This window comes from Glutamicibacter sp. 363 (assembly GCF_052379505.1).
Lineage (GTDB): Bacteria > Actinomycetota > Actinomycetes > Actinomycetales > Micrococcaceae > Glutamicibacter.
Map to the genome: position 1 here is coordinate 1 of NZ_JBQSYR010000040.1, position 23,131 is coordinate 23,131.

General features: G+C 64.3%; 24 protein-coding genes and 1 pseudogene. 9 read left to right on the forward strand and 16 right to left on the reverse strand.

The features are described 5' to 3' along the window. The first annotated feature begins 243 nt into the window (after positions 1 to 243). Positions 244 to 1,206, forward strand: coding sequence for an NAD(P)H-dependent flavin oxidoreductase (locus tag ACT3UA_RS17440; protein WP_444617622.1), 963 nt, complete (start codon positions 244 to 246; stop codon positions 1,204 to 1,206). A gap of 1 nt (position 1,207) precedes the next feature. Here ACT3UA_RS17440 and panC read toward each other — a convergent pair whose 3' ends face one another. The 13 genes from panC to ACT3UA_RS17505 all read right to left on the reverse strand — a co-directional run bounded on the left by panC (position 1,208) and on the right by ACT3UA_RS17505 (position 13,381). Then, positions 1,208 to 2,062 (reverse strand): pantoate--beta-alanine ligase, encoded by an 855-nt coding sequence (panC, locus tag ACT3UA_RS17445; RefSeq protein ID WP_444617655.1) that lies wholly within the window; start codon positions 2,060 to 2,062, stop codon positions 1,208 to 1,210. A gap of 17 nt (positions 2,063 to 2,079) precedes the next feature. Further along, on the reverse strand, positions 2,080 to 2,946 hold the full coding sequence (locus ACT3UA_RS17450; protein WP_444617624.1) for a Rossmann-like and DUF2520 domain-containing protein: 867 nt from the start codon (positions 2,944 to 2,946) through the stop codon (positions 2,080 to 2,082). Between the two features lie 4 nt (positions 2,947 to 2,950). Continuing rightward, a complete protein-coding gene (locus tag ACT3UA_RS17455; RefSeq protein WP_444617626.1) occupies positions 2,951 to 4,261 on the reverse strand; it encodes a PH domain-containing protein in 1,311 nt (436 codons plus the stop codon). Beyond that, positions 4,258 to 4,755 (reverse strand): PH domain-containing protein, encoded by a 498-nt coding sequence (locus tag ACT3UA_RS17460; protein ID WP_444617628.1) that lies wholly within the window; start codon positions 4,753 to 4,755, stop codon positions 4,258 to 4,260. The genes ACT3UA_RS17455 and ACT3UA_RS17460 overlap by 4 nt, the downstream gene beginning before the upstream one ends. Next, positions 4,724 to 5,185: a DUF3180 domain-containing protein gene (locus ACT3UA_RS17465; RefSeq protein WP_096282987.1), complete on the reverse strand. Its 462-nt coding sequence runs from the start codon at positions 5,183 to 5,185 to the stop codon at positions 4,724 to 4,726. The genes ACT3UA_RS17460 and ACT3UA_RS17465 overlap by 32 nt, the downstream gene beginning before the upstream one ends. Further along, positions 5,182 to 6,015 (reverse strand): 2-amino-4-hydroxy-6-hydroxymethyldihydropteridine diphosphokinase, encoded by an 834-nt coding sequence (gene folK / locus ACT3UA_RS17470; protein ID WP_444617631.1) that lies wholly within the window; start codon positions 6,013 to 6,015, stop codon positions 5,182 to 5,184. The genes ACT3UA_RS17465 and folK overlap by 4 nt, the downstream gene beginning before the upstream one ends. Beyond that, on the reverse strand, positions 6,002 to 6,904 hold the full coding sequence (gene folP / locus ACT3UA_RS17475) for a dihydropteroate synthase (protein WP_096282985.1): 903 nt from the start codon (positions 6,902 to 6,904) through the stop codon (positions 6,002 to 6,004). Before folP ends, folK begins: the two co-directional genes overlap by 14 nt. A 5-nt stretch (positions 6,905 to 6,909) precedes the next feature. Beyond that, on the reverse strand, positions 6,910 to 7,488 hold the full coding sequence (folE, locus tag ACT3UA_RS17480; RefSeq protein ID WP_255248300.1) for a GTP cyclohydrolase I FolE: 579 nt from the start codon (positions 7,486 to 7,488) through the stop codon (positions 6,910 to 6,912). A 10-nt stretch (positions 7,489 to 7,498) separates the two neighbouring features. Further along, positions 7,499 to 9,424 carry an ATP-dependent zinc metalloprotease FtsH gene (ftsH, locus tag ACT3UA_RS17485; RefSeq protein WP_096282984.1) on the reverse strand — a complete coding sequence of 642 codons (1,926 nt, stop codon included), beginning with the start codon at positions 9,422 to 9,424 and terminating at the stop codon, positions 7,499 to 7,501. 107 nt (positions 9,425 to 9,531) lie between these two features. After that, a complete protein-coding gene (hpt, locus tag ACT3UA_RS17490; protein ID WP_444617634.1) occupies positions 9,532 to 10,083 on the reverse strand; it encodes a hypoxanthine phosphoribosyltransferase in 552 nt (183 codons plus the stop codon). A 50-nt stretch (positions 10,084 to 10,133) separates the two neighbouring features. Then, positions 10,134 to 11,090, reverse strand: a complete 957-nt coding sequence (gene tilS / locus ACT3UA_RS17495) for a tRNA lysidine(34) synthetase TilS (RefSeq protein ID WP_096282982.1) — start codon at positions 11,088 to 11,090, stop codon at positions 10,134 to 10,136. Further along, on the reverse strand, positions 11,087 to 12,010 hold the full coding sequence (locus tag ACT3UA_RS17500; protein WP_096282981.1) for a zinc-dependent metalloprotease: 924 nt from the start codon (positions 12,008 to 12,010) through the stop codon (positions 11,087 to 11,089). Before ACT3UA_RS17500 ends, tilS begins: the two co-directional genes overlap by 4 nt. Before the next feature lie 9 nt (positions 12,011 to 12,019). Beyond that, positions 12,020 to 13,381 carry a D-alanyl-D-alanine carboxypeptidase/D-alanyl-D-alanine-endopeptidase gene (locus ACT3UA_RS17505; RefSeq protein ID WP_444617637.1) on the reverse strand — a complete coding sequence of 454 codons (1,362 nt, stop codon included), beginning with the start codon at positions 13,379 to 13,381 and terminating at the stop codon, positions 12,020 to 12,022. Between the two features lie 98 nt (positions 13,382 to 13,479). Between ACT3UA_RS17505 and ACT3UA_RS17510 the strand changes: the two genes are divergently transcribed. Together ACT3UA_RS17510 and ACT3UA_RS17515 are read left to right on the forward strand one after the other, a co-directional pair. Further along, positions 13,480 to 13,959, forward strand: a complete 480-nt coding sequence (locus ACT3UA_RS17510; protein ID WP_444617639.1) for an inorganic diphosphatase — start codon at positions 13,480 to 13,482, stop codon at positions 13,957 to 13,959. 60 nt (positions 13,960 to 14,019) lie between these two features. Continuing rightward, positions 14,020 to 14,514 (forward strand): GNAT family N-acetyltransferase, encoded by a 495-nt coding sequence (locus tag ACT3UA_RS17515; RefSeq protein WP_404288455.1) that lies wholly within the window; start codon positions 14,020 to 14,022, stop codon positions 14,512 to 14,514. Here the strand turns inward: ACT3UA_RS17515 and ACT3UA_RS17520 are convergent. Next, a complete protein-coding gene (locus tag ACT3UA_RS17520) occupies positions 14,511 to 15,740 on the reverse strand; it encodes a DNA recombination protein RmuC (protein WP_444617641.1) in 1,230 nt (409 codons plus the stop codon). The two genes, ACT3UA_RS17515 and ACT3UA_RS17520, sit on opposite strands and share 4 nt — an antisense overlap. A gap of 39 nt (positions 15,741 to 15,779) precedes the next feature. Between ACT3UA_RS17520 and ACT3UA_RS17525 the strand changes: the two genes are divergently transcribed. The 3 genes from ACT3UA_RS17525 (at position 15,780) to yczE (ending at position 18,170) form a co-directional block, all read left to right on the forward strand. Then, on the forward strand, positions 15,780 to 16,367 hold the full coding sequence (locus ACT3UA_RS17525; RefSeq protein WP_444617643.1) for a pyroglutamyl-peptidase I family protein: 588 nt from the start codon (positions 15,780 to 15,782) through the stop codon (positions 16,365 to 16,367). Positions 16,368 to 16,453: 86 nt separating this feature from the next. After that, entirely contained in the window at positions 16,454 to 17,422 is a 969-nt protein-coding gene (locus ACT3UA_RS17530) for a hypothetical protein (RefSeq protein ID WP_096282975.1), read from the forward strand. Positions 17,423 to 17,510: 88 nt separating this feature from the next. Continuing rightward, the gene (yczE, locus tag ACT3UA_RS17535; RefSeq protein ID WP_444617645.1) at positions 17,511 to 18,170 is read left to right on the forward strand and encodes a membrane protein YczE; all 660 of its coding nucleotides are present in this window, start codon (positions 17,511 to 17,513) and stop codon (positions 18,168 to 18,170) included. On the opposite strand, the gene ACT3UA_RS17540 is transcribed toward yczE, so the two are convergent. Further along, complete coding sequence (locus ACT3UA_RS17540; protein ID WP_444617647.1) at positions 18,129 to 19,637, reverse strand: MFS transporter; 1,509 nt, start codon at positions 19,635 to 19,637, stop codon at positions 18,129 to 18,131. The genes yczE and ACT3UA_RS17540 overlap by 42 nt on opposite strands. Next, on the reverse strand, positions 19,634 to 20,827 hold the full coding sequence (locus tag ACT3UA_RS17545) for an amidohydrolase (protein WP_444617649.1): 1,194 nt from the start codon (positions 20,825 to 20,827) through the stop codon (positions 19,634 to 19,636). The genes ACT3UA_RS17540 and ACT3UA_RS17545 overlap by 4 nt, the downstream gene beginning before the upstream one ends. A gap of 158 nt (positions 20,828 to 20,985) precedes the next feature. On the opposite strand from ACT3UA_RS17545, the gene ACT3UA_RS17550 reads away from it, so the two are divergent. The 3 genes and pseudogenes from ACT3UA_RS17550 to ACT3UA_RS17560 all read left to right on the forward strand — a co-directional run. Further along, positions 20,986 to 22,182 carry a hypothetical protein gene (locus ACT3UA_RS17550; RefSeq protein ID WP_444617651.1) on the forward strand — a complete coding sequence of 399 codons (1,197 nt, stop codon included), beginning with the start codon at positions 20,986 to 20,988 and terminating at the stop codon, positions 22,180 to 22,182. Positions 22,183 to 22,282: 100 nt separating this feature from the next. After that, positions 22,283 to 22,885 carry a hypothetical protein gene (locus ACT3UA_RS17555; protein WP_444617653.1) on the forward strand — a complete coding sequence of 201 codons (603 nt, stop codon included), beginning with the start codon at positions 22,283 to 22,285 and terminating at the stop codon, positions 22,883 to 22,885. Between the two features lie 49 nt (positions 22,886 to 22,934). Next, a pseudogene (locus ACT3UA_RS17560) lies at positions 22,935 to 23,131 on the forward strand (HNH endonuclease); the annotation flags it as partial.

The window sequence follows — 23,131 nt, forward strand, 5'->3', positions numbered from 1 at the left end:
CCACCATTCTTCGGTGACTGCTTCGCTCCGGAGCAACTTTACAACTCTAGCATGTTTCGTGAACCGGTCAAACCCAGTCGAAACGCCTTGTGAAAAGCTCTTTGCCGCCGGATGAATTCTACGTGTATTCCACGTTGTTTCCGTTCCGGCAACAGAGAAAAACTATACAGAGACTTCGGTTAACTTACAAATCGACGGAGGGGGTTCTGCGTCACATTCAATTTGGTGTCCTAGTCTGGCGTTATGAGCGACCTTCAGACACTCCTTGGATACCGTGAGCCAATCTTTAACGCTTCGATGGCAGGAGCCGCCGGAGGCAAGCTCGCTGCCGCCGTCAGCGCCGCCGGCGGCGTAGGGATGATTGGCTGCCCGGCCAGCCCCACCGGCGAATGGATCTCGGAACAGGCAGCCCATATGGGCTCACCAGATTCCCCGTGGGGTGTTGGTTTCATGGCGTGGTCTTTGGAAAATGACTTGAGCGCCCTGGAAAGCTTCCTCGACTACGAGCCGTCATTGGTTGTTTTGAGTTTCGGCGACCCCACCAGGAGTGCGGCCCTGGCCCACGAAGCGGGAGTGCTCACGGCCATGCAGGTGGGAAACGCCGAAGACCTCGCCCGGGCCATGCAAGATGATATCGATGTAGTCATTGCCCGGGGCGGGGAAGGTGGCGGACATGGCCGCAATGAAGCGGGAACGCTACCGCTGGTGCAGCTGGCGACGATGCAGAACGTGAAACCGGTGATCGCCGCCGGCGGCATCGGAACCGCTCGGGCCGTCGCTGCGGTGTTAAGCGCCGGCGCAGATGCGGCTTGGGTAGGGACGCGTTTCCTTGCTAGTGCCGAAGCCAGCGGACACGAGAACGTAAAGGCCGCGGTCTTGGCCGCCGGACTAGACGACACCGTATACACCCGCGCATTTGATATCGCTCAACAGCTCCCCTGGGCGGAAGAGTTTGGCGGACGGGCACTGAGAAACGAATTCAGCCAGCGCTGGGCCGGAGACATTCCCGGGCTGCAGGCCGCTGCCACGGAACAGCTGCTTGAACAGATGCGCAATGCCCGCGCGCAAGCTCTGGTCTCGATGGCCCCGGTTTATGCGGGTGAAGCGGTCCAATTCGTTCAAGCGGAGGAGAGCGCCGCGCAGATCATGGCCGAGTTGGGACAATTCCGCGAAATTCTCGAGCAGACCGCACGACGCTTCGGCTGACTCAAATAGGCTGGTTATCGATCAAGCGCACATTACCGACCTTCGCCGCCACCAGCACGAGGCCCTGCCCGGTAAAGGGAGTGTCCTGGCAATTGAAGGCGAGCTCCTGGAGCGTATTGGGGTCAACCACCACGAAATAGTCGAGCTCGACTAGTGGTTCCATTTGGAACAGGCCCAGCGCGTCGTCAATATTCAGCGGTTCATGACGGGCAGCACGCCCGGAAATCAGTTCGATCGCGCGGTGCAGCACCAACGCGGCCCGCAATTCTTCGGAGTTGAGCAACGCATTGCGGCTGGACAGCGCCAGTCCTTCGGGGCTTCTGACGATCGGCACCGAGCGCAACTGAACCGGGTAGTCCAAATCTGCGACCATCCGCCGAATGAGCGCCAACTGCTGTGCATCCTTCTGCCCGAAATAGGCACGGTATTCGCCTTGCCGCGGATCTGCCAGGTGAAGCAGCTTAGCCACCACCGACAGCATCCCGTCGAAATGCCCCGGGCGGGAGGCCCCCTCGTACATTTCGCCCAGCACCCCGCTGTTCAGCCGGATCAACGGCATCCCCGCGTGGTAGATTTCCTCCGCGCGCGGCGCGAAGACGATATCAACCCCGGCCTGCGCGGCTACCTGCACATCGGCATCGAGGTCACGCGGGTAATTGGCATAGTCCTGCGCGTCATTGAATTGCAGCTCATTGACGAAGACCGAACTGACCACCAGCTCGTTTTCGCTACGCGCCTTGGCAAAAAGTCGCGCGTGCCCCTGGTGCAATGCCCCCATGGTGGGGACAAAGCCCAGAGTTTGCGGGTTGGCTTGAGCGATCGCTGTCTTCAGCTCATCGCGGGTTTGAACAATCATCGGGGTCTTCACGCCCTCTATTCTAGAACCTGCAGCAGTTCTTGAAGTGTCCCCGGTGAGATCCGCCCGAGTGCCGCCGCTCGTTGCGCGGTAGCCCGTGACAGGCTGCGGTAGCTGTCCACGGTCTCGGTTTGGTCCTTGGCCATCGCGGCCAGATGCGCTCTGACGGTTCCCACATCTCCCCGGGCTACCGGACCGGTCAAGGCTCCGGCTCCCGAACGCAAGGCGTTATCCAGGCTTGCGCCCATCAACGCACGCAGGGTGGCCGCCGGGTCTTGCACCCCGATCCGGCGCAGCATATCGGCCGATTGCGCGGTAATTGTATTCAGATGGTTTGCCGCATGGGCCAGCGCCGCGTGATAGCTCACGCGGTCCTCCTCGGCGATCACCACCGGCTCTCCGCGCATCTCCACCACTAGTGCCTGAGCCACGGGGAGCATGATTTCATCCGCGGTGACGGCGAAGACGCAGTCGGTAAGGCGTTGCAGATCCAAGCTCATCCCGGTAAAGGTCATCGCCGGGTGGATGGCCAGCGGGAAGGCTCCGGCGGCTCGCGCGGGCTCCAGGATTCCGGTGCCGTACCGTCCGGCGGTGTGGGCAACCAGCTGACCGGTCACAAAGTGTCCAGCGGCGGCCAAGCCCTGAACCAGTTCGCCGAGCACATCATCGGGAACGGCGAAGAGCACCAGCTCGCTGCGCCGCAGGATTTCGGCCGGATCCAGAATTTCCACGCCGGGCAGCAACACCTCGGCACGGTCCCGCGACGCTTCGGAGACCGCATGCACGCCGGTGATCCGGTGTCCGGCGGCCGCCAACGCGGCCCCGAGGATCGCTCCGACCTTGCCGGCGGAGATGATTCCAATGCCTAAGCGGGGTGCCTCCATGGATCTACCTCTCAACCTGTCGCCGCGCTTGCGCCGCAAAAAATTCTGTCGCTACCTGCTCATCGAGCTGATGCATGTAGCCCATGATCGAGCCGCCGGCGCTGTACAGGCGGATCCCCGCCAACTCCCGGCGACGCTCCCAGGGGCCCTGCTGCAGCACCATCCCCTGGATCCGCCGATGCGGCACAAAAGCCGCGCTGCGCGAGAGCCAGCCGAAGCGGGTGATCACGCAACTGCTGGTGCTCAAAAACGCCTGATGCTTCCAGGCACCCGGGGACAAGGCCTTGGCCCGAGCCGGTGAGCTGGTGAAACCGTGGTCGGTTCCGCTGGTGATGGCGGTATGCAGCACCGCGCGCTGGTTCTCGACCCCCAACTCGGGCAGCAAGATCCCCATCACCTGGGTGACCGCTTCGAAGTCCCCGACAGGCAGTACCAGCAGATTCGACATTTCTTCCTCACCGACACCGAGCGCATTGACCTCCACCCGGTACCAGCCGAGCAGCCGCCAAAAAGCCGGCGAACTGATCTGGATCGACTGCACCCGGCCGGCCGGCAATGATTGCTGCTTGGTGTCGGCCAGCCCGTGGCTGATCCGCAGGCCGGTATCCGTGGCGCTCGCGCTGAAGTTCCATGAGTTGTTCAGTTCCTTGTAGAACCAACCGCCAAAGCCGAGCAGCATCGGCACCAGTCCGGCAACCAGCACGCCAACCCCCGAGATGCTCAGGATGCCCAAGACCAACGCCAAGAGCACGCCAATCACCGTGGGAAGCCGCAGGAACAGCGAGGCGAGCAGGCGTCCGGCTGGCACCTTGGCCATCAGCGGAACCGGCTGCGCGGCTTCTTCGGCCTCGGGGATCTCGCCCTGGGCCAGCGCCAGGATCTCGGCACGCAGCTGGTGGGCGTGCGCCTTGCGCAGGAAGGACAGGCGCATGACCGAGGCCGAACCGTCGGCCACATCGAAGCGCAGTTCGGCCAAGCCGAGCAGCCGGGCCACCAAGGGCTGGGCGATGTCGATGCCCTGCACCCGGTCGATGCGCGCCTGCTTTTGGCTGCGGAATACCATTCCGGAATTTACATAAACGTGGGTTTCGCTGATCCGGTAGCGGGTGAAATACCAGGACAGCGCGTAGAAGATGAGCACCAGCACCAGCGCCGCCGAGCCGAGGCCCACCGTCCAGGTCAGCCGGCTGCCGGTGAACCGCTCTTCCCAGGAAATGTCATCGGTGTTCTGCCAGTACACCCAGGCCAAACCCACGATGGCCAGCCAGCCGTGCACAAAGGGGCTGGCCGGGTGGACCCGCTGCCATTCGTTCACAGCAGGTTCGCCTCGCCGGCCGCGACCAAGCGTTCGCGCAACGCCTGCCCGGTGTCCTCACGAAGCCCGGGAATGACCGCGGTGGCAGACCCGGCGGCGGTGTTCAGCGTCAGCTTGCACAATCCATAGCGGCGTTCCAGCGGCCCGCTGGTGACCTCGACGTATTGCATGCGCCCGTAGGGGATGACAAGTTGTTTGCGCCAGAGCACCCCGGAACGCACCAGCAGATCTTCGTCGCGTTCCCGGTAGCCCAGCGCCTGCACCTGGCGGCGCAGCACGCGCAGGATCGGCAAGGCCAGGCCAAGCACAACCAGCGGCGGCGCGATGAGAAGCCACCAGGGCACGGGGATGCCGAACAGGCGCAGGATCAGCGGCAGCAGCGCCACCAGCAGGTAGCTGCCGGTCTGGATCAGCCAGGTGACCAGCTTGACCCTGAAATAGTCGGGGTCCACCGCGGTGAAGTTATTCGGTGACGATTCCATCGGTGTTTTCATCGGTGTCCTCGGGCGGTAGTTTGCAAAGGTGCTGAACAAGGTAGCCGATGATCACCATCAGGATCCCGGCGCCGGTGAGGACCATCGCGCGGGTGAGCGTGGGGCTCGAGCCGGAGGCGAACAGCAAGGTCAGCAGCGGGGCCAGATGCCAGCCGGTAATCAGTGCGCCGGCGTAGGCGGCCGCCTGCGCGAGCACCAGCGTGCGCGCGGCGGCGATCGGGTCGATATGGCCGCGGCCCAGGGTCGAACGCTTGACCCGGATGCCGAGGAAGAGGACCACCGCGCACACCGCGCCCAGGGAGAACAACGCGGCGTAGTCGAGCACCGGGGAGAACCTGCCGGTGGCCGTGAGCAGGCGCAGCGCAACCCAACCGGTCACGCCGCCGAGCAGCGTGCACCAGATGAGCGTGCGCAGCTTGAGCCGGTTCATAGCCTGATGATGTCCGCGGTGTCCGCCGCTTCGGCCGCCAGCCGGGATACCAGCTGGCCATTCAATACCGCGTCGGCGTCCATCCAGCTCCACGGGGCGAGCACGAACCCGCGGGTGTGGGCGCGCGGATGCGGCAGGGTCAGCGATTCCCCGTCCAGGCGCAGCTGGTCGAAGGTGATCAGATCCAGGTCCAGCGTGCGCGCCTCCCAGCGCACCTCGCGGGTGCGCTCGTGGTTGGCCTCGATGCTTTGGCACAGCTCAAGCAGCTCGTGCGGGCCCAGGGTGGTGCGCACCTCGATGACCTGGTTGGTGTAGTCCGGCTGTTCGGGCGGGCCGCCCACCGGCTTGGTAATCGCTACCGGGGAGGTCCGCAGCACCTCGAGGTGCTCGCGCAGTTCCGCGATCGCCGAGCGCAGCGTCGCGGCGCTGTCCCCGAGGTTGGCGCCCAGCGCGATAATCGCGGTATGCACGCTCTGCTGCCGGGTCAGCGAGATGCTCACATCGGAAAAAGGCACCGGAATCGGAGCCTGCGGCTTGTGCACCACCACCTCCACGGTGGCCACCGAGCGCCAGGCGGCGAGGATCGCCTCGGCGATCTGCGCTCCGAGCTTTTCGATCAGGTCCCAGGGGCCGGCCTGGATCTGATCGACCACCAGCTGGCTGACGACCCCGTAGTCCACGGTGTCCGCCACGTCATCGCTCAGTGCGGCCCGGGTGATATCCACGTGCAGCACGACGTCGATGCGGAATTCCTGGCCCTCGCGCTTCTCGTGGTCGAAGACCCCGTGATAGCCGGTGGCGGAAATCCCCTGAATGCTAATGCGATCCATAGGCCTGCACGACTTCCAACGCGTCGCGGCTGGCCGCCACATCGTGCACGCGTACCGCCCAGGCGTTGTCCCGGGCGGCGAGCACGGTGGTCGCGGCGGTCGCTACGTCGCGGCCCAGCGGTTCACGCGGGGTCTTGCCGTCGGCGAGCAGTTCGCCGAGGAAACGCTTGCGGCTGGTGCCGACCAGCACCGGGTGGCCCAGCGACTCGAAGGCCGCCAGGTTGGCCAGCAGCGCCCAGTTGTGCTCGGCGTCCTTGGCGAAGCCCAGGCCCGGGTCGAGGATCAGCTGTTCGGGCTTCACGCCCTTGGCCAGGAATTCGTCGCGCAGGGTGCGCAGCTCGGCGAGCACCTCAGCCACCGGGTCCCCGTAGTTTGCCTCGTGCACCATATTCGCGGCGGTGCCGCGGCGGTGCATCAGCACGTAGGGGACCCCGGTTTCGGCGATCAGTTCCGCCATGCCCTGCTCATAGGTCAGCCCGGAGACGTCGTTGATCAGGTGCGCCCCGGCGGCGATGGCCGCGCGGGCGGTGGACACGTGCATGGTGTCCACGGAGATCACCGCGCCGGCCTTGGCCAGCGCCTCGATCACCGGGATGATGCGCGCCTGCTCCAGGGCGGGATCCACGGCCTTGGCTCCCGGACGGGTGGATTCCCCGCCCACGTCGATGATGTCGGCTCCGGCGTAGAGCAGCTTCAGCCCGTGGTCCAGCGCCTTGTCGGTGCCCAGGAACTCGCCGCCGTCGGAGAAGGAATCCTCGGTGACGTTCAGGATCCCCATCACCAGGGTGCGCCCGGTGGGCAGGTCCGCGAAGGTCTTCCGCTTCGACTTGCGGATCACGGTCAGCGGGCTGGTGGCCGGGCCGGTGCCCGGGATGGCTCCAAGTGACATAGTTGCTACCTTCCGAGGATCAGGCTCATGGCTTCGGCACGGGTTGCGGTCTCCCGCAGCTGTCCGCGCACCGCACTGGTGACGGTCTTTGCGCCGGGTTTGCGCACCCCGCGCATCGACATGCACATGTGCTCGCATTCGATCACGACGATCGCGCCGGTGGGTTCGAGGTGTTCAACGAGCGCATCGACGATCTGGGTGGTCAAGCGCTCTTGCACCTGCGGGCGGCGGGCGAAGACCTCGACCAGGCGCGCCAGCTTGCTCAGCCCGGTGACCTTGCCGCCGCGGCCCGGAATGTAGCCGATATGCGCGGTGCCGTAGAACGGGACCAGATGGTGTTCGCAGGTGGAATAGAACGGGATGTCCTTGACCAGCACCAGTTCGTCATGTTCGATGTCGAAAGTGGTGGACAGGTGTTCGGCGGCATCCTGATGCAAACCGGCGAAGAATTCGGCGTAGGCCTTGGCTACCCGCTTCGGGGTGTCCAGCAGGCCATCGCGGTCCGGATCTTCGCCGATCGCTTCGAGGATTTCGCGGACCGCCGCGGCAATGCGCGGCTGGTCGATCTCATTGACTTCAATCACGACTTCGATACTAGTCGGTCGAACGCGCCGCGCGCTCCTTGGGGCTTAATACCGGGCCTTGTTCGTGGACCGGGCGCCCGTCGTTGCTCAGCCACACCTCGCGCTTGTCGAGCTTGACCAGGTCGACGAAGAGCTCGGCGATTTCCTTCTGGTTCAGCGTTTCGTGCTCCAGCAGGGCCAGGGCCAGGCGGTCCAGCACGTGGCGGTTGGCGGTCAGCGCCCAGTAGGCGTCGTCATGCGCCTGCTCGATGAGCGTGCGCACCTCCTCGTCGACCAGGTGGGCCATCTCATCGGAGTAGTCCCGGCTCGCGGTGCCCATGCCCTGCGCGGCGGCCGAGGAGGCCAGGCGCACCGCGCCGATCTTCTCGCTCATGCCGTATTCGGTGACCATCTTGCGTGCGGTGTCGGTGGCCTTCTCGATGTCGTTGGAGGCGCCGGTGGAGGGATCGTGGAAGACGATCTCCTCGGCCACGCGCCCGCCCATGGCGTAGGCCATCTGGTCCAGCAGCTCGTTGCGGGTGATCGAGTACTTGTCGGACTCCGGGACCACCATGGTGTAGCCCAGGGCGCGGCCGCGGGGCAGGATGGTGATCTTGGTGACCGGTGCGGTCTGGTTCATCGCCGCGGCCACCAGCGCGTGGCCGCCCTCGTGGTAGGCGGTGACCTTGCGCTCGTGCTCGTCCATCAGCCGGGTGCGCTTCTGCGGGCCGGCCATGACGCGGTCGATGGCCTCATCCAGCGCGCGGTCATCGATCAGGTTTGCGTTCGAGCGGGCGGTGAGCAGCGCGGCCTCGTTGAGCACGTTGGCCAAATCCGCGCCGGTGTAGCCCGGGGTCTTCTTCGCCACCGCGTTCAGATCCACCGTGGCGTCCATCGGCTTGCCGGCCACGTGGACCTTCAGAATCTGTTCGCGGCCCTTCAGATCCGGTGCCTCCACCGGGATCTGCCGGTCGAAGCGTCCCGGGCGCAGCAGCGCCGGGTCCAGCACGTCCGGGCGGTTGGTCGCGGCAATCAGGATGACGTTGGTGGTGGCGTCGAAGCCGTCCATTTCGACCAGCAGCTGGTTCAGCGTCTGCTCGCGTTCATCGTTGCCGCCGCCGATGCCGGCGCCGCGGTGCCGGCCCACGGCGTCGATCTCGTCAACGAAGATGATCGCCGGGGAGTTGGTCTTGGCCTGTTCGAACAAATCGCGGACGCGCGAGGCACCCACGCCGACGAACATCTCGACAAAGTCGGAACCCGAAATCGAGTAGAACGGGACCGCCGCCTCGCCGGCCACGGCCTTGGCCAGCAGCGTCTTGCCGGTGCCCGGAGGGCCGTAGAGCAGCACGCCCTTGGGGATCTTCGCGCCCAGGGCCTGGAATTTAGCCGGTTCCTGCAGGAATTCCTTGATTTCGTGCAGTTCCTCCACCGCTTCCTCGGCGCCGGCCACATCCACGAAGGTCACCTGCGGCATATCCTTGGTGATCAGTTTCGCCTTGGACTTGCCGAACTGCATCACCTTCGAGCCACCACCCTGGCTGCGCGCCAAGATGAACCAGAAGATGCCTGCAATCAGGATGAAGGGGATGATGATGCCGAGCATCGAGAGCAGCCAGTTGTTTTCCACCGGCTGATCGGTGAACTTGCTCAGCTGCGCGTCGTTCATCGCGTCGACCACCTGGTCGGCGCGGGGCACGGAGTAGTAGAAGGAAATCTTCTTTCCCTTGTCCACTCCGTCGACGTTCAGCGCGTCGCGCAGGGTCAGGTCTACTCGTTGATCTCCGTCGAAGATCTTCGCTTCGGTGGCGTTACCGCTGGTGAGTTGGTTCAGGCCCACGGAGGTATCCACTTGTGCCGAACCGTTGCCGAATACCATCGGCAGGAACAACACCATCGCGGTCACACCGACCAGGACCCAAATGATCCAGCTGTTAAAAATCTTCTTAGTTTTCATCGACCCGAAAGGTCCCGTACCTTTCGCATCCCCCTCACGCGTTCTGCCGGCGTCCGGGCAACGCCACCTTCGATTCAGTTCAACGCCTCAGCGGCGCTAAAAGTTCCCTACTCGTAGATGTGCGGAGCCAAGGTGCCCACGCAGTCCAGGTTGCGGTACTTTTCCGCGTAGTCCAAGCCATAGCCGACAACAAATTCGTTGGGAATGTCCATGCCGACGTATTTCACGTCGATTTCCACCTTCGCCGCTTCCGGCTTGCGCAGCAGGGTGCAGATTTCCACCGAGGCCGGGCCGCGGGATTCCAGGTTGGCCTTCAACCAGGACAGGGTCAGGCCCGAGTCGATAATGTCTTCGACGATGAGCACATGCTTGCCCATCAGATCGGTGTCCAGGTCCTTGAGGATGCGCACCACGCCGGAAGACTGGGTTCCGGAACCGTAGGAGGAGACCGCCATCCAGTCCATGGACAGGTGGGACTTCAGCGCGCGGACCAGATCCGCCATGACCATCACCGCACCCTTGAGCACGCCGACAACGAGGATGTCGCGTCCCGCATAATCCTTGTCGATCTGTGCAGCCAGTTCGTCGATACGAGCCTGGATGTCTTCCTTGGTATACAGTACGTGCGCGAGATCGGCCTTGACTGTGTTCGAATCCACGAGGGTTCTCCTGATTCTCAGAGGTGGGGTACTCAACTAGAGTGCCACATTTAGTTTAGTGTTGTTGAGCTTGTGGTGGTGAAAACTATCACCGAGGAGCGCCGCAGCGCGCTGATCTTGCCTTCGAGCTGCACCGGACCGGCCGAACGGGACTTGCTCGCCCCCACCCCGGCCAGCGCGCACAGGGCCGCCGTGCGCTCGCTGCCCAGGTTCAGCGCCCCGGCGTCGGCGGCGGCCAGACGCAGCACCCTGGAGGCGATGGCCTCGGGAAAAGTGGCAAGAATCCGCAAGTCCACCCCGGCGGCGCTGCGCGCCTGCTCCCACGCCCGCCCGGCCCAGGCGTCCAGCGCGTCTGCATCCGCCGCCGCCAGCGCCGCAGTGCGGGCCAGCGCCTCGGTCAGGTGCCCGCCGAGCTGCGCACGCAAAAACGGGAGCACCTCGTGGCGGATGTGGTTGCGCCGGTAGGCGGTGTCCGCGTTGCTCGGGTCTTCCCAGTACTCCACTGAGGCCCGTGCGCAGATTTGCTCGGTGTCCTGGCGGGTCAGCTCCAGCAGCGGACGGGCGTAGGGGCCGCGCGAAACAGGTATTCCGGCCAGGGACCTGGTGCCCGAACCGCGCAGGATCCCCAGCAGCACCTGTTCGGCCTGATCGTCTTTGGTGTGCGCGAGCAGCAGGCGTTGCGCCCCGGTCTGCTCCATGGCCTGCTCGAAGGCCGCATACCGGGCGGCCCGGGCGGAGGCCTCGTCCCCGGCGGTGTGCACCGTCTTGAGCAGCACCTCTTCCAGGCCCAGCGCCTGGCATTGCGCGGCGGCGCGCGCCGCCACCGCGGCGCTGCCCGGTTGCAGGCCATGGTCCACGATCACCACGGCAAAGCGGATTCGCTCGCGCAGCTGGCTCGCGGCGATGGCCAGCGCCAGGGAGTCGGCCCCGCCCGAAACGCCGAGCAGCGCGAATTCTCCGGCCTGCGCCGCCACCGCGTTGCGGGCCAGGTCGATCGGCCGGCTCATCGGGTGCGGGCCAGCCAGCGTGCGGGGTTATCGAGTTCCGCGGAGCTCGGGAACAATTCCCGGTCGGTGAAGATCTCATTGAAGCCGGCATAGCCGATCTCGTCCACCAGGTGGCGCACGAACTTCGCGCCGCGCTCGTACTGGCGGGCCTTGGCGTCCATGCCCAGCAGCTTGCCGATCCAGCTGGCCCAGGGCGAACGGTTCTTGCCGCGGGCGGTGAAGCGGTTGCGGATGGTCTTGATCGTGCGGATCGAGCTGACGTCGTTCATCACGACCATGGCGTGGCCTTCGAGCACCGACATGATGCTGGTCAGCTCGCCGACCTCGCTGCGCATGGTTTTGATCCGCGCCCCGAGGTCATTCATCGAGCTGGTCTTTCCGCCCAGCGGCTCGAAGACCTCGGCCAGGGTCTGCTTCATCACCCCCGGGATCCATGGCGCATGCTCGAACTGCAGCCGGTGGGTCTGCTCGTGGGTGGCGATCCACAGGTAGAAGTCCCGCGCGTTCAGGTTCAGCTCGCCGCGGATCTGGGTGATCGTCGGGGCGTTGAGCAGCAGCCGGGGACCGGCGAACGGGTCGAATTGCCCCAGCACTCTGGTGCCGAGCACCGAAAGCACCGCGCCGAGTTCCGCCCCGGCGATCAGCGGCAGGGCGGTGGGGGTTTTGGGCATCTCGGGAAGCATTGCGGCAAAGTTCTGGCTGACCGCCTTGGCCCAGCCGGCGCGGTCCACCACCAGGGTTTCGGATGGTGCGGTGGAGGTCAGCTGCGAGATCCGTTCGGCCTCTCCGAGCCCCTGCCCGCCGGCGATGCGCAGTTCTTCCACGATCCGCGCCGCCTGTTTGCCGCTCAGCGCCGGCCCGGCGGGCATGAGCGTTTTTGCGGTGCCTACGGCGAGATCCCAATCGATGAACTGGCTCATGTAATTCTCCTACCGGCACCCACAGCCGCGCAGGGCGGTGACTGCCTGGTCGATGGTTGGTTTATGTGGTGCCAGCGTCCCGTCGGGCTGCGCGGCAAAGATGCTGAAGGCGATCAGCCGCCCGTCTTCGGTCAGCGTCATTCCGGTCAGCGTGGCCACCCCGGTCAGCGATCCGGTTTTTGCCCGCACCAGCCCGAGGGTAGCGGCCGCATCGAGCCGATTCATCAGGGTGCCGTTGTACCCGGCGACGGGCAGCGAGTAGACCAGCTCGCGCAGTTCGGGTTTTCCGCTGGTGGCCGCGGCGCGCAGCAACGTGGTCAACGCGGCCGGGGAAATTTGGTTGGTTGCCGCCAGCCCGCTGGTATCAGCCAAAGATATGCCGGTGGCGCCATATGTTTGCGCCACCTGCTGCACGGCCAGCCCGGCCTGCTTCGGGTCCATGCCCTTGTGCACCGCGACCATTCGACCCATGGCTTCGGTCAGGTAGTTGTCCGAGACCAGCAGCATGTGCTTGATCTGCACGCGCAGCGGGGCCGAGAGCACCTCGGTGAGCTGTTCCCCGCCCTCGTAGGCGCCGCGTCCGCCCGCGTTGACCTTCACCTGCTTGCCCAGCTCGGCGGCGAAGACCTTGCGCACCTGCTGTGCGGCATCGGACTGATAGGCCGAGCGGGTGCTTTCGGCGGCGCGTCCGGCGTAGTGCGCGATCGGGTAGACCGCGCCGATGTTATTCGAGGTGAACAACGACTTATCCCAGGCCGGATTCCGCTGCGCATCGCCGAAGAGCGAATCGTCGAGCCAGAGCTCCACCTCCCCGATGCCGCGATCCGCCAGGGCCTTCGCGGTTTGCGCCGCGAGGGTGGCCAGGCCCGCATATCCCTTGGGGTGCGCGGGATCGGATGCACCGTCGCCCAGCAGCACGTCCCCGCCGCCGCGCAGCACCAGGGTGCCCGAATCGAGCCACACGCTGGTGGACAGTTGGTGCTCCCCGCCGAAGGTATCCAGCGCGGCCAGCGCGGTGGCCACCTTCAGGCTTGAGGCCGGAGTTCCGGGAGTTTGCGCATTCTTGTCGTAGAGCACCTTGCCGCTGGCCACGTCGACCACCTGGGCGTTGAAGGAGGTCTTATCCCCCTTGGTGCCCAGGATCGCATCCAGCTTCGCGGTGAGCACCGCGCTATCGGGCATCGGAGCCTCGGGATCCAGATCCTGCAGGGCGACAGGTTCGGCTGCCGGGGCGGTTGCACTGGCGCGCACGTAATGCGCCTGCGGTTCACCGGTGAAGCTGCGCGGCGCGCTGAACATCGCCACGGCCATGCCCACCACCGCCAACAGGGCCACCGCCAGCGTCAGTGCGCGTCTTGCGGCAGTGTTCATGTGAGCATGTTCCTCTCGCGGGTTTAGCTACTTATGCCCCCGGGGGCGATACGCTTATTAGCGGATATCCCTAAGACTAGTTTAGGAGTGTGCTTTTTATGAGCCACGACGTGACCATCGAGATCCCAACTGGATCACGCGTCAAGTACGAAATCGACCACGAGACCCATCGCTTGCGCCTGGATCGCGTGCTCTTCACCTCCATGCAGTACCCGACCCACTACGGCTACTTCGACGACACCCTGGGCGAAGACGGCGATCCATTGGACGCCATGGTTTACATCCCGGGTGTCGATTTGATCCCCGGCGTCATCGTCGAATCGCGCCCCATCGGCGTCTTCAACATGACCGATGACGGCGGTGGAGATGCAAAGCTGCTGTGCGTGCCAACCGACAAGCGCTTCGACCACATCAAGGAACTCGAAGACATGGATGAGTGGCTGATCAAGGAGATCGAGCACTTCTTCACCCGCTACAAGGACCTGGAGCCGGGCAAGTGGGTTAAGGCCGAGGGCTGGGAAGGCCGTGCGGCCGCCGAAGCCGAGCTGGCTCGCTCCATCGAGCGTTTCAAGGCTTAACCACGATCTAGGGGCGGGGACCGATTGGTCCTCGCCCCTAGTTATTTCGAAAGGCAACCCGTGCTCGCTGCTCTCGACCTGCCCACGCCGCTGAATGCCGAGGTAATGCTGCGTCGCGCCGAAGCGGCGGACCTTCCGGCATTGCGCCGGCTCTTGGCCGATGATGTGCTTGGCGCCGCCCGCGAAGCAACGGCCGAGTCCGAGGGCTATGCGCAGGCCCTGGAACGGCTGCTGGCCGATCCCGGCAACGACCTGGTGCTCGGTGAACGCGCCGGGGAGGTGATCGCGATGCTGCAGTTGACTTCCATCCCCGGGATTTCCCGGGGCGGATCCATCAGATTGAACGTCGAGGCGGTCCGCGTACGGTCCGATTCCCGCTCGACGGGCCTGGGTTCGGCGATGCTGCGCTGGGTAATCGACGCGGCGGCGCCGGCCTGCGCCGCCGGGCTGATCCAGCTCACCTCGGACGCCTCGCGGCTCGAAGCCCACCAGTTCTACCAGCGGCTGGGCTTCAGCGCCTCGCATGTCGGATTTAAGCTCCGGCTGAACCGTTAGAGCCCGAGAACCTTCTCCAAAACAGGCTCTTCGGGCAGGCTCTGCACATCCTTCAACCTGCGTTCCACCGCCCGAGTTCGGGTTCCGGCCTCCTTGACGGTGTTCTGCGCGGTGGTCAACTGCTTCTCCAGCTTGTCCCACACGTCCCCATACTTGCCAAACTCGGCCTTCGCCGCTGAAAGCACCTGCCAGACCTCGCTGCTGCGCTTTTCGATGGCCAGGGTCCGGAAGCCCATCTGCAGGGAATTGAGCAGGCTCATCAGCGTCGTCGGACCGGTGACCAGCACCCGGTGTTCGGTTTGCAGCCGGCTGGCGAGTCCCGGGCGGCGCACCACCTCGGCGAAGAGCCCCTCGGTGGGCAGATACATGATCGCGAAGTCCGTGCTGTGCGGCGGTTCGATGTACTTCTCCGCGATTTTCTTCGCCTGGATGATGATGGCCTTATCCAGCGCCTTGCTCGCCGCATCGAGTTGCACCTTGTCGCCCGATTCCTGGGCGTCCAAGAGCCGCTCGTAGTCTTCCTGCGGCAGCTTCGAGTCAATCGGCAGATATACCGGATTCTCGTCCCGACCAGGCATGATCACCGCGAACTCGACGCTGTCGCGGCTCTCGGGCCGGATCACCACGTTCTGCGCATACTGCTCCGTGGTGAGCAGGTCTTCCAATTGGCGCGAGAGCTGCACCTCACCCCAGGTGCCCCGGCTTTTCACATTTGTCAGCACACGCTTGAGCCCGCCGACATCTGCCGCAAGATTCTGCATTTCGCCCAGCCCCTTTTGCACCTGCTCCAAACGCTGGCTGACCAGCTCAAAAGATTCACCGAGCCGCTTCTCCAAGGTCCCTTGCAGTTTCTCGTCGACCGTCTCGCGCATCTTCTCGAGCTTCGACTCGTTGCCCACGCGCAAGCGCTCGAGTTCTTCGCGCAGCGCACCTTGCAGCTGGCGGTGCATGTGCTGATTCGATTCGTTCAGCGCGGTGATCTTCGCATCCACGGTGGTGCGGATCGCTTCCAGCCGCTGTTCGCTGTCCCGGCGCACCTCGTGCAGCGAATCGCGCAGCTCGCCGCGTTGCGCGCCCAGGTCCTGGCGCAGCTCGCCATGGGTTGCGCGCACCGTCGCGGCAATCTGTTCCTGATCATTCGAACCGGTCCGCCGTACGATCAGCAAGAGCGCGCCGACGGCAAGCAGGATATTGAGTAGCACAAGCACCAACAGCACAATAGTCATAGCTCAAGAGGTATCAGCACCGTCGGACATAATGGACCCATGCGCATCCTGGTCACCGGCTTTGAGCCCTTCGGAACCGACACCCACAACGCCAGCGCCGAGCTCGTGCGCCGGTTGCCGGCCACGGCCGGCGAACACCAGATCGTAACCGGACTCCTGCCAGTATCCTTCACCCGTGCATTCCCGGCCCTGGGCGAGTTGCTTAGCATGCACCAACCGGACGCGCTGGTGCTGCTCGGCGAGGCCGGCGGGCGCACCGAGATCAATCTGGAGCGCTGGGCGGTCAACGAGCACACTGCGCGCATCGCCGATAACGACGGCCACCAACCGGCCGGCGAGCGCATCATTCCCAACGGTCCGCGCCGCCGCGAGGCGACGCTGAAAACACCTAGTCAACTTACAGTCAGCGAGGATGCCGGCAGGTTTGTGTGCAACCACATCGCCTACCACGCCTACGGTTTGAGCATCCCGGCGCAATTTATCCACGTCCCCGCATGGCGCCCCGGCAACGCGCGGGCGCTGGTTGGTGCGGAGACCGACACGGTAGCACTGGCACACAGTGAACTGAGCTTTGCCGGCCTTAGCGAGGCAGTAATTACTTTCTGTTCACAGTTGGTTGAGGGATAGTTCATTGCAACACAGTTCGACCGACGTTTGATTAATGAAAAAGAAGTCAGCACTGAATCCGGAGTAGAACGGGAATTTTGAAACCAATGGACAATGGCACCAACCTTGGCAAAATCTTTACTACAGAACCGATGGCAATGCGTGCCCTGGCTGCCGAACTGCGATTCGCGCCAACGGTCACTCAACAGGTTTTCGAAAGTGTATTTCAAATCAGGATCGGCAGCCTCAATCGCATTTCATGCGAAGTTTCAAAACGCGAGAATTTGGACATCGTAATCGAATTTGAACGCGCAACAATCGGTATCGAAGGGAAGATCGGGCACGAAGTCACGCTGGGTCAACTCGAACGCGAATGGAACCACGTCGATCATTTGATGGTGCTGGTCAAAGAACCAGAGGATGTCATGATTCAAGACTCCAGCGTGCCTTATCAGGTGATTAGTTGGGACCAGCTTTTGGAGCATTACCCAACATCTCGTATCACCGCAGCGGACATAAATTCGGTAAATGACAGGTCCCGTATTGCTCGACGAGTATTGAATGCGGTGGATGTTGCAGAAATTCTTCCAACAACCTGGACGTACAACGTCCGTCCCGGAGGGTCGGGCTATCCAGGAATCGAGGCCTACAGTCCAATTCTTGATTCCGGACGCCAGATGATCGTCCAAATTGAGGCTGACCGTCAAAATCCCAGCGGTTCTTATCTGGGGAACGTTGGTATCTCTGTGAAACCATCTGACTTTTCATTGGACGAGCCCGAAGCTGAACCACTCTGGATCTCACTTATCAAGCAAATGGCTCCAAATTTGGAAGCAACCTTGGCTGGGACACCTGCTCAGATCTCTTGCGGCGCCGGACGCGGCGCTAAGGGGTTCTCCAAAAGAAAAATTGAGCTAGCCAAACGTTTTCATCTCGACCTTCATCGAGCAACGGGTTATACAGATTCATATATAGGTGTTCGAACGCTCAAGGTGGGTCCAGATAAACTCCCCGAATTGGTCAAGGCACTGCTTCCGGCAGCGGTGAAAATTTTCGAAGATGAGTTAGCGAACTAACCTTGACCACGCCGGCTTCCGCGCAGGCCGATTACTTGCAAGTCTTGTGTTTTCACTTATCACGCCGGCACTGGCTACCGTTGAGCCTATGAGCTTGACGAACCTATCCCCGCGCCAGCAGTTTGCCGCCGGCCGGGTCCCGCTGCGCCTGGCGAACCTGTTCGGCGGGCTGCTGCTCTTCGCGTTGGCGATGGCGCTGATGGTGCGCGCCGATCTGGGCGTGGACCCGTGGAACGTCTTCCACCTGGGCATCACCCACCACGTACCGCTGTCCTTGGGCACCGTGGTGATCATCGTGGGCGTTCTGATGCTGCTGACCTGGATCCCGATGAAGCAGTGGCCGGGGATCGGCACCGTGGCCAATGTCTTTGTCATCGGCCTGGCCCTGGACCTCTTTCTGCTCATCCTTCCGCAGGTCTCCGGGCTGGGCTGGCAGATCCTCACGTTGCTCGGCGCGATCGCAATCAACGGGCTGGGCGGTGCGATGTACATCGGCAGCCACTTCGGCGCCGGGCCGCGCGACGGGTTGATGACCGGGCTGCACCTGCGCACCGGGTTGAGCATCCGGCTGGTGCGCACCAGCATCGAGCTGCTGGTGCTGGGCATCGGCTGGCTGCTCGGCGGCCCGGTGGGCCTGGGCACGGTGGCCTATGCGCTGCTCATCGGCCCGTCCACGCAATTCTTCTTCCGCTTCACCATCATCAAGCTAGGCGCCGATCGCCGGAGTCGCCGGGACCTCGCTTCCTGAGCGCGGCTTTTCGCGCGGCACCGTGGCCATAATCGAGATGATGGCGATGACCACCATCAGCAGGTTGAACAGCACCCCCACCGCGCCGCCGAAGCGCAATCCCACATTCTCCTGGTCTCCGATGAACAGCCCCCAGGAGCGGATCATCTCCGGGTTCGCGGCTTGGGCCGCCACGTACAGCGCCGCGGAGACCGCCACGCCAATGGCATTGCCCAGCGACGAGGCCATCTTGTAGATGCCCGCGGCCGCGCCCGCCTGGTTATCCGGCACGCTGGACAGCGCCGCGTCGGTGGACGGGGTCGCATAGAATCCCAGCCCGATGCCGAACAGCGTGAACCCGATGACCGCGAGCACGATGTACTGCCCGACCAGCACGAAGGTCATCGAGGTCAGCAAGATGCCCAACCCCGCGATCGAGCTGCCCCAGATCATCGGGCGGCGCGGCCCGAAACGCTGCAGCAATTTCTCGCCGACGCGGATCGTGGCGATCACCGCGATCAGGTAGCCCAGGGTCAGCAGGCCGGACTGCAGCGAGCTGAGCCCGGCGGCCACCTGCACCAGGCCGAGGGCCACGATGAGCGTGCCGGCCGCCCCGTTGAGCAGGAAATTCGACAGGGTCGCACCGGTGAAGGTCATGTTGCCGAAGAGCTTCAGATCCAAAAACGCGTGCTCCTTGCGCGATTCGATCGAGAAGAACGCAAGCGCGGCGATCGCCGAGAGCACCACCAGCCCGATGCCGGCCGGCGACAGCCAGCCCAGCGCCGGGCCCTGGGAGATGTACACGTTCACCGCGACCAGCGCGATGATGAACGCGATCAGCCCGCCGAAGTCGAAGCGCGCGGCCGGACCCTGGGTTTCGGCCTTGGATTCCGGGGTGCCACGCAGCAGGAAGAGCGCGAGGATCGAGAGCACGATGGAGATCCAGAAGATCGAACGCCAGCCGAATGCCGAGGTGGCCATCAGCCCGCCGAACAACGCGCAGAAGCCCGAGCCGCCCCAGGAGCCGATGGACCAGTAGGACAGGGCCCGCTGCCGCTCCTTGCCCGCGTAGTAGGTCTTCACCAGCGCCATCGTCGAGGGCATGATGCACGCGGCGGACAGTCCCTGCACGATGCGCCCGCCCAGCAGCAGCCCGCTGGTCAGCCCGCCCAGGTTCTCCGGGGTCAGCGCGATCAGCAGCGAGCCGAGGATCGAGAGATAGATGCCCACGTACATCAGCTTCACCCGGCCCAGCCTGTCGGCCAGCCCGCCGGCGACGACAATGAAGATGCCGGAGAACAGCGAGGTGATCGACACCGCCAGATTGCCGATGGTCCGCTCAATGCCCAGCTCCCCCTGGATGCCGGGAATGACGTTGAGCAGCGTCTGGGCGAAGAGCCAGAAGTTGATGACCGCCAGCACGATGCCGATCAGCCACTTGTCGTTCGGCTTCCACACGGTGGACGCTGAGCTTTGCGTGCCCCTCATGCCAGTTCACCCAGCGCCGCGATGACCATGGCTTCCACGCCACGGGCCAGGGTCGGCTCGATCACCGGGGCGAAGTGCGGCGAGTGATTCGCCGCCGTTTTGCCGTCCGCGTGGGCTTGCGGGTCCATGCCGCCGAGCAGCCAGAAGGTGTACGGCACGCCGAACGCGTCGGGGATCCTGCTGAAGTCCTCCGAGGCGCTCTGCCTGCCGGCGCTGCCCACCGCCCCGAAGTACGCTTCGAAGGCGGCGCTCACCCGCGCGGTGACCGCCTCGTCGTTGGTGGTCAGCGGGAATTGGTCGTAGTATTCGAACTCCGGTTCCGCCGGGGAGCCGGCCGCGGCGCACTCCCCGCGGACGATTCGCTCCACCGCGGCGATCAGCGTTTCGCGCACCGCGTTGTCGTAGCTGCGCAGGTTCAGCAACAGCGTCGCCTTGTCCGCGATGATATTGGACTTCGTGCCCACCTGCACCGAGCCGATGGTCAGCACCGCGAATTCGCCGGGCTGCACCTCGCGGGAGACCACCGACTGCAGGCGCAGCACGATCGACGCGGCCAGCACCACCGGGTCAACCGACAGCTGCGGCATCGAACCGTGGGCACCGGCACCGTGCACGGTGATGCGGATCGAATCCCCGGCCGAAAGCACCGGGCCGGCGATAGTCTGCAGCTCCCCGGCGGGCAGCCCCATCACATGCTGGGCGAAGGCCACATCGGGTGCCGGGATCTTGTCCGCCAGCCCGTCGGCGACCATCGCCGCGGAGCCCTGGGCGGTCTCCTCGGCCGGCTGGAAGAGCGCGAGGTACGTGCCGGACCAGTCGGTGCGATGATCGGCCAGCAGCTTCGCTGCGCCCAGCAGGGCTGCTACGTGCACATCGTGCCCGCAGGCGTGCATCACCCCGTCATTTTCCGAGGCGTAGTCCAGCCCGGTGGCCTCGTGCACCGGAAGCGCGTCCATATCCGCGCGGGCCAGCACCGTGCGCCCGGGGCCGTTGTCCAGCACGCCGACCACCCCGGTGCCGCCCAAGCGCTGCACCCGGTAGCCGAACTCTTCCAGCTTGCTCGCCACCAGCGCCGAGGTGCGAGTTTCCTCCAGGCTCAATTCCGGATGCCGATGCAGGTCGCGATAGGTCTCGTGGACCCACTCAAGCTCCGTGTTAAGATCGGCCAGTACCTTGCGTGCAATGTCCATGGGGGCTCCCTTTCAGTAGACAAGACCCAATATATGCCCGGCGCTGCCCATCTGGAAGGTATGTGTCGCTCTCGCCGGTTGCGCGATAAAACCACCAACTCAAGCAATACTTGAATCATGCTTTTCGCTACGCTCCGCACCCTCCAAGGAGACCGGTCATGAGATTCTTTGCGGCCCTGCTCGCCGCCGGGCTGTCCCTGTCCCCGGCTACTGCGGCGTTGGCCAGCGAACCCGAAATCCTGGCCTACGATCCGGTGGGAACCGAAGTCCAAGGAGCCCCCGACGTGCGCTTCGCACCAACACTCGACCCGGGCATATCGCTGGACCGCTTCGGCGGCATCTACGAAAAGTCGCATTTGTTCTATAAGCTCCCCAAAATCCAGGAGGGCGAAAGGCTGCACGTCAGCGCCCAGCTGATCGTCGATCCCCTAAGGCAGCCGGGCAGCCGTGAAAGCATCCAGCTCGCCGGCTCCCTGCTCTGGGCCGATGGCAGCTGCGCCAGCGACGTTGCCAGCACCAACCGCAGCGACATCGCAAGCCTGCCGCTGATCACCTTCATTTCCGAGCCCAAGGGGTCACCGGGCTACACCCGCTGCACCGATACGGAAAACAACGAGCCGTCCTTGGCCTTGCATCGCGAGGGACTCTGGCAGGACGACGCCGAAATCCCCGTGCAGATCCGCGTGGTGGTGCAACCGGCAATGAATGCCAGCACAACTGCCCAAAGCGCCGCGGACGCGCAGCCTCCGGTCTCGGTCGCGCCGGACACCTCGGCGAGCGCGGTCTCCGGAGGCAGTGGCTTCAGCAACGCCACCGCGCTCGAACCCGGCTCCGTGTACTCCGATGCGGTTCTCCCCCTTGAGGTCAAGTACTACAAGGTCCACGTGGCCGAGGGGCAGCGGCTCGGCTATCGGATGTCCGTGCTCGACTCCCCGGAGGCAAGCGCCTCGCGGTTGCACACCAGCACCTATAGTCCGCTGCTGCAAGATGGCCTGATGACCAGCGGAGCGAAACGCTCATTAATAGGCGATGCCGCCGGCGCCTCGCTGTCGCGGAGCCTGGCCAGCCCGGTTTCGCGCGCGCGGCAGGCTGCCGGACCCCATCCCGAGTTGTCCTTCCCCGGGTACTACTACATCACCGTCACCGGTAGCGCCGAAGATCCGAAGGGACAGATACCGCTGGCCTACGAGCTGGGCGTCGAGCTCTCCGGCGAGGCAGCCGGCGAGGACGTCTGGGAGCCGGCGTTCGAAGTCAGCGCTCCGGGGTCGCGCCGCTGGCCGCTCGGGGCACTGGCCGGCGGGGCCGCGGCAGCCCTCGCGGGTCTCGCCGCGCTGAGGTTCCGGCTTCGCCGCTAGCGGATCTAACCCTGGGCAACCCGCCGACAATAGGCGACGTAGCGAACGTCATTTTCACCGGTTGCACGACAAAACCCCTGGCTCAGGCAATACTAGAATCATGTTTGTCCTTGCGCTCAGCCCGAAGCCGCGCTCCGTCACCGACGTGCAGGCGGCCGCCGAACTCCTCTGGGACCAACTAGAGCACGTGCACGCCCATGCTCCGTTCATGGCGCTCAGCGGCCAGCTCTTGCTTGGAGTGCCGCATGACGCACATTCGGCTATCGACGCGATCATGCGTTGCGCCCGGTTGAATTTCTGCCACATCGGCCTAGGTATCGGCACGCTCTATGAGCCGGTCCCGGACCAAGCCGACCTCATTGAGGGCATAGCCCAGCGCCGCGCCCTGGGTGCGCTGGAGGCCGCCACGCACCGCGGGGAACGCGTGCCGATCAGCGTCTCCTGCGGCGATCCGGACCTGGACCTCGAGCTCGAAGGCCTGCTGCGCCTGCTCGGCCATTCGGTGCGCACCCGCACCGAGGCCGAATGGGCGGTGGTCGACCTGCTGACCCCCGGCGTGCGCGGCCAGCAGAAGGCGATCGCCGAGGTCCTGGACATCACCCCGCAGGCGGTCTCCGCGGCGATCGTCCGCTCCGGTTATCACGATGAGATCGACGCCCGTGGCGGCATCGCAAGGCTGCTGGAGCTCGCCGATCAGCATTAAAACCACTATATTCGAAGACATTTTCGAACTAGTGCTGTAGAATTGTAGTATGTCCGAAGCAATGGCGCGACGACATCGCCCACCAACACCGGCGCTGCATCAGGATTTCAAATTGCTGATGAGTCGGCTGCAGAGCAAACTGGCGTGGATCGAAGAACACGGCAGCGAAGCAGAATGCGCCCAAGCCATTGAGGAACTCGAAGAGCTGATCTCCAGCTACCGCTATCACCAAGCGGCCCTCTCTCA

Excerpts from the sequence above, each read along its gene's own strand:
- ACT3UA_RS17440 (WP_444617622.1), top strand. The coding sequence starts at position 244 with ATGAGCGACCTTCAGACACTCCTTGGATACCGTGAGCCAATCTTTAAC.
- panC (WP_444617655.1), bottom strand. The coding sequence starts at position 2,062 with ATGATTGTTCAAACCCGCGATGAGCTGAAGACAGCGATCGCTCAAGCC.
- ACT3UA_RS17450 (WP_444617624.1), bottom strand. The coding sequence starts at position 2,946 with ATGGAGGCACCCCGCTTAGGCATTGGAATCATCTCCGCCGGCAAGGTC.
- ACT3UA_RS17460 (WP_444617628.1), bottom strand. The coding sequence starts at position 4,755 with ATGAAAACACCGATGGAATCGTCACCGAATAACTTCACCGCGGTGGAC.
- ACT3UA_RS17465 (WP_096282987.1), bottom strand. The coding sequence starts at position 5,185 with ATGAACCGGCTCAAGCTGCGCACGCTCATCTGGTGCACGCTGCTCGGC.
- folK (WP_444617631.1), bottom strand. The coding sequence starts at position 6,015 with ATGGATCGCATTAGCATTCAGGGGATTTCCGCCACCGGCTATCACGGG.
- folP (WP_096282985.1), bottom strand. The coding sequence starts at position 6,904 with ATGTCACTTGGAGCCATCCCGGGCACCGGCCCGGCCACCAGCCCGCTG.
- ftsH (WP_096282984.1), bottom strand. The coding sequence starts at position 9,424 with ATGAAAACTAAGAAGATTTTTAACAGCTGGATCATTTGGGTCCTGGTC.
- tilS (WP_096282982.1), bottom strand. The coding sequence starts at position 11,090 with ATGAGCCGGCCGATCGACCTGGCCCGCAACGCGGTGGCGGCGCAGGCC.
- ACT3UA_RS17500 (WP_096282981.1), bottom strand. The coding sequence starts at position 12,010 with ATGAGCCAGTTCATCGATTGGGATCTCGCCGTAGGCACCGCAAAAACG.
- ACT3UA_RS17505 (WP_444617637.1), bottom strand. The coding sequence starts at position 13,381 with ATGAACACTGCCGCAAGACGCGCACTGACGCTGGCGGTGGCCCTGTTG.
- ACT3UA_RS17510 (WP_444617639.1), top strand. The coding sequence starts at position 13,480 with ATGAGCCACGACGTGACCATCGAGATCCCAACTGGATCACGCGTCAAG.
- ACT3UA_RS17520 (WP_444617641.1), bottom strand. The coding sequence starts at position 15,740 with ATGACTATTGTGCTGTTGGTGCTTGTGCTACTCAATATCCTGCTTGCC.
- ACT3UA_RS17525 (WP_444617643.1), top strand. The coding sequence starts at position 15,780 with ATGCGCATCCTGGTCACCGGCTTTGAGCCCTTCGGAACCGACACCCAC.
- ACT3UA_RS17530 (WP_096282975.1), top strand. The coding sequence starts at position 16,454 with ATGGACAATGGCACCAACCTTGGCAAAATCTTTACTACAGAACCGATG.
- yczE (WP_444617645.1), top strand. The coding sequence starts at position 17,511 with ATGAGCTTGACGAACCTATCCCCGCGCCAGCAGTTTGCCGCCGGCCGG.
- ACT3UA_RS17540 (WP_444617647.1), bottom strand. The coding sequence starts at position 19,637 with ATGAGGGGCACGCAAAGCTCAGCGTCCACCGTGTGGAAGCCGAACGAC.
- ACT3UA_RS17545 (WP_444617649.1), bottom strand. The coding sequence starts at position 20,827 with ATGGACATTGCACGCAAGGTACTGGCCGATCTTAACACGGAGCTTGAG.
- ACT3UA_RS17550 (WP_444617651.1), top strand. The coding sequence starts at position 20,986 with ATGAGATTCTTTGCGGCCCTGCTCGCCGCCGGGCTGTCCCTGTCCCCG.
- ACT3UA_RS17555 (WP_444617653.1), top strand. The coding sequence starts at position 22,283 with ATGTTTGTCCTTGCGCTCAGCCCGAAGCCGCGCTCCGTCACCGACGTG.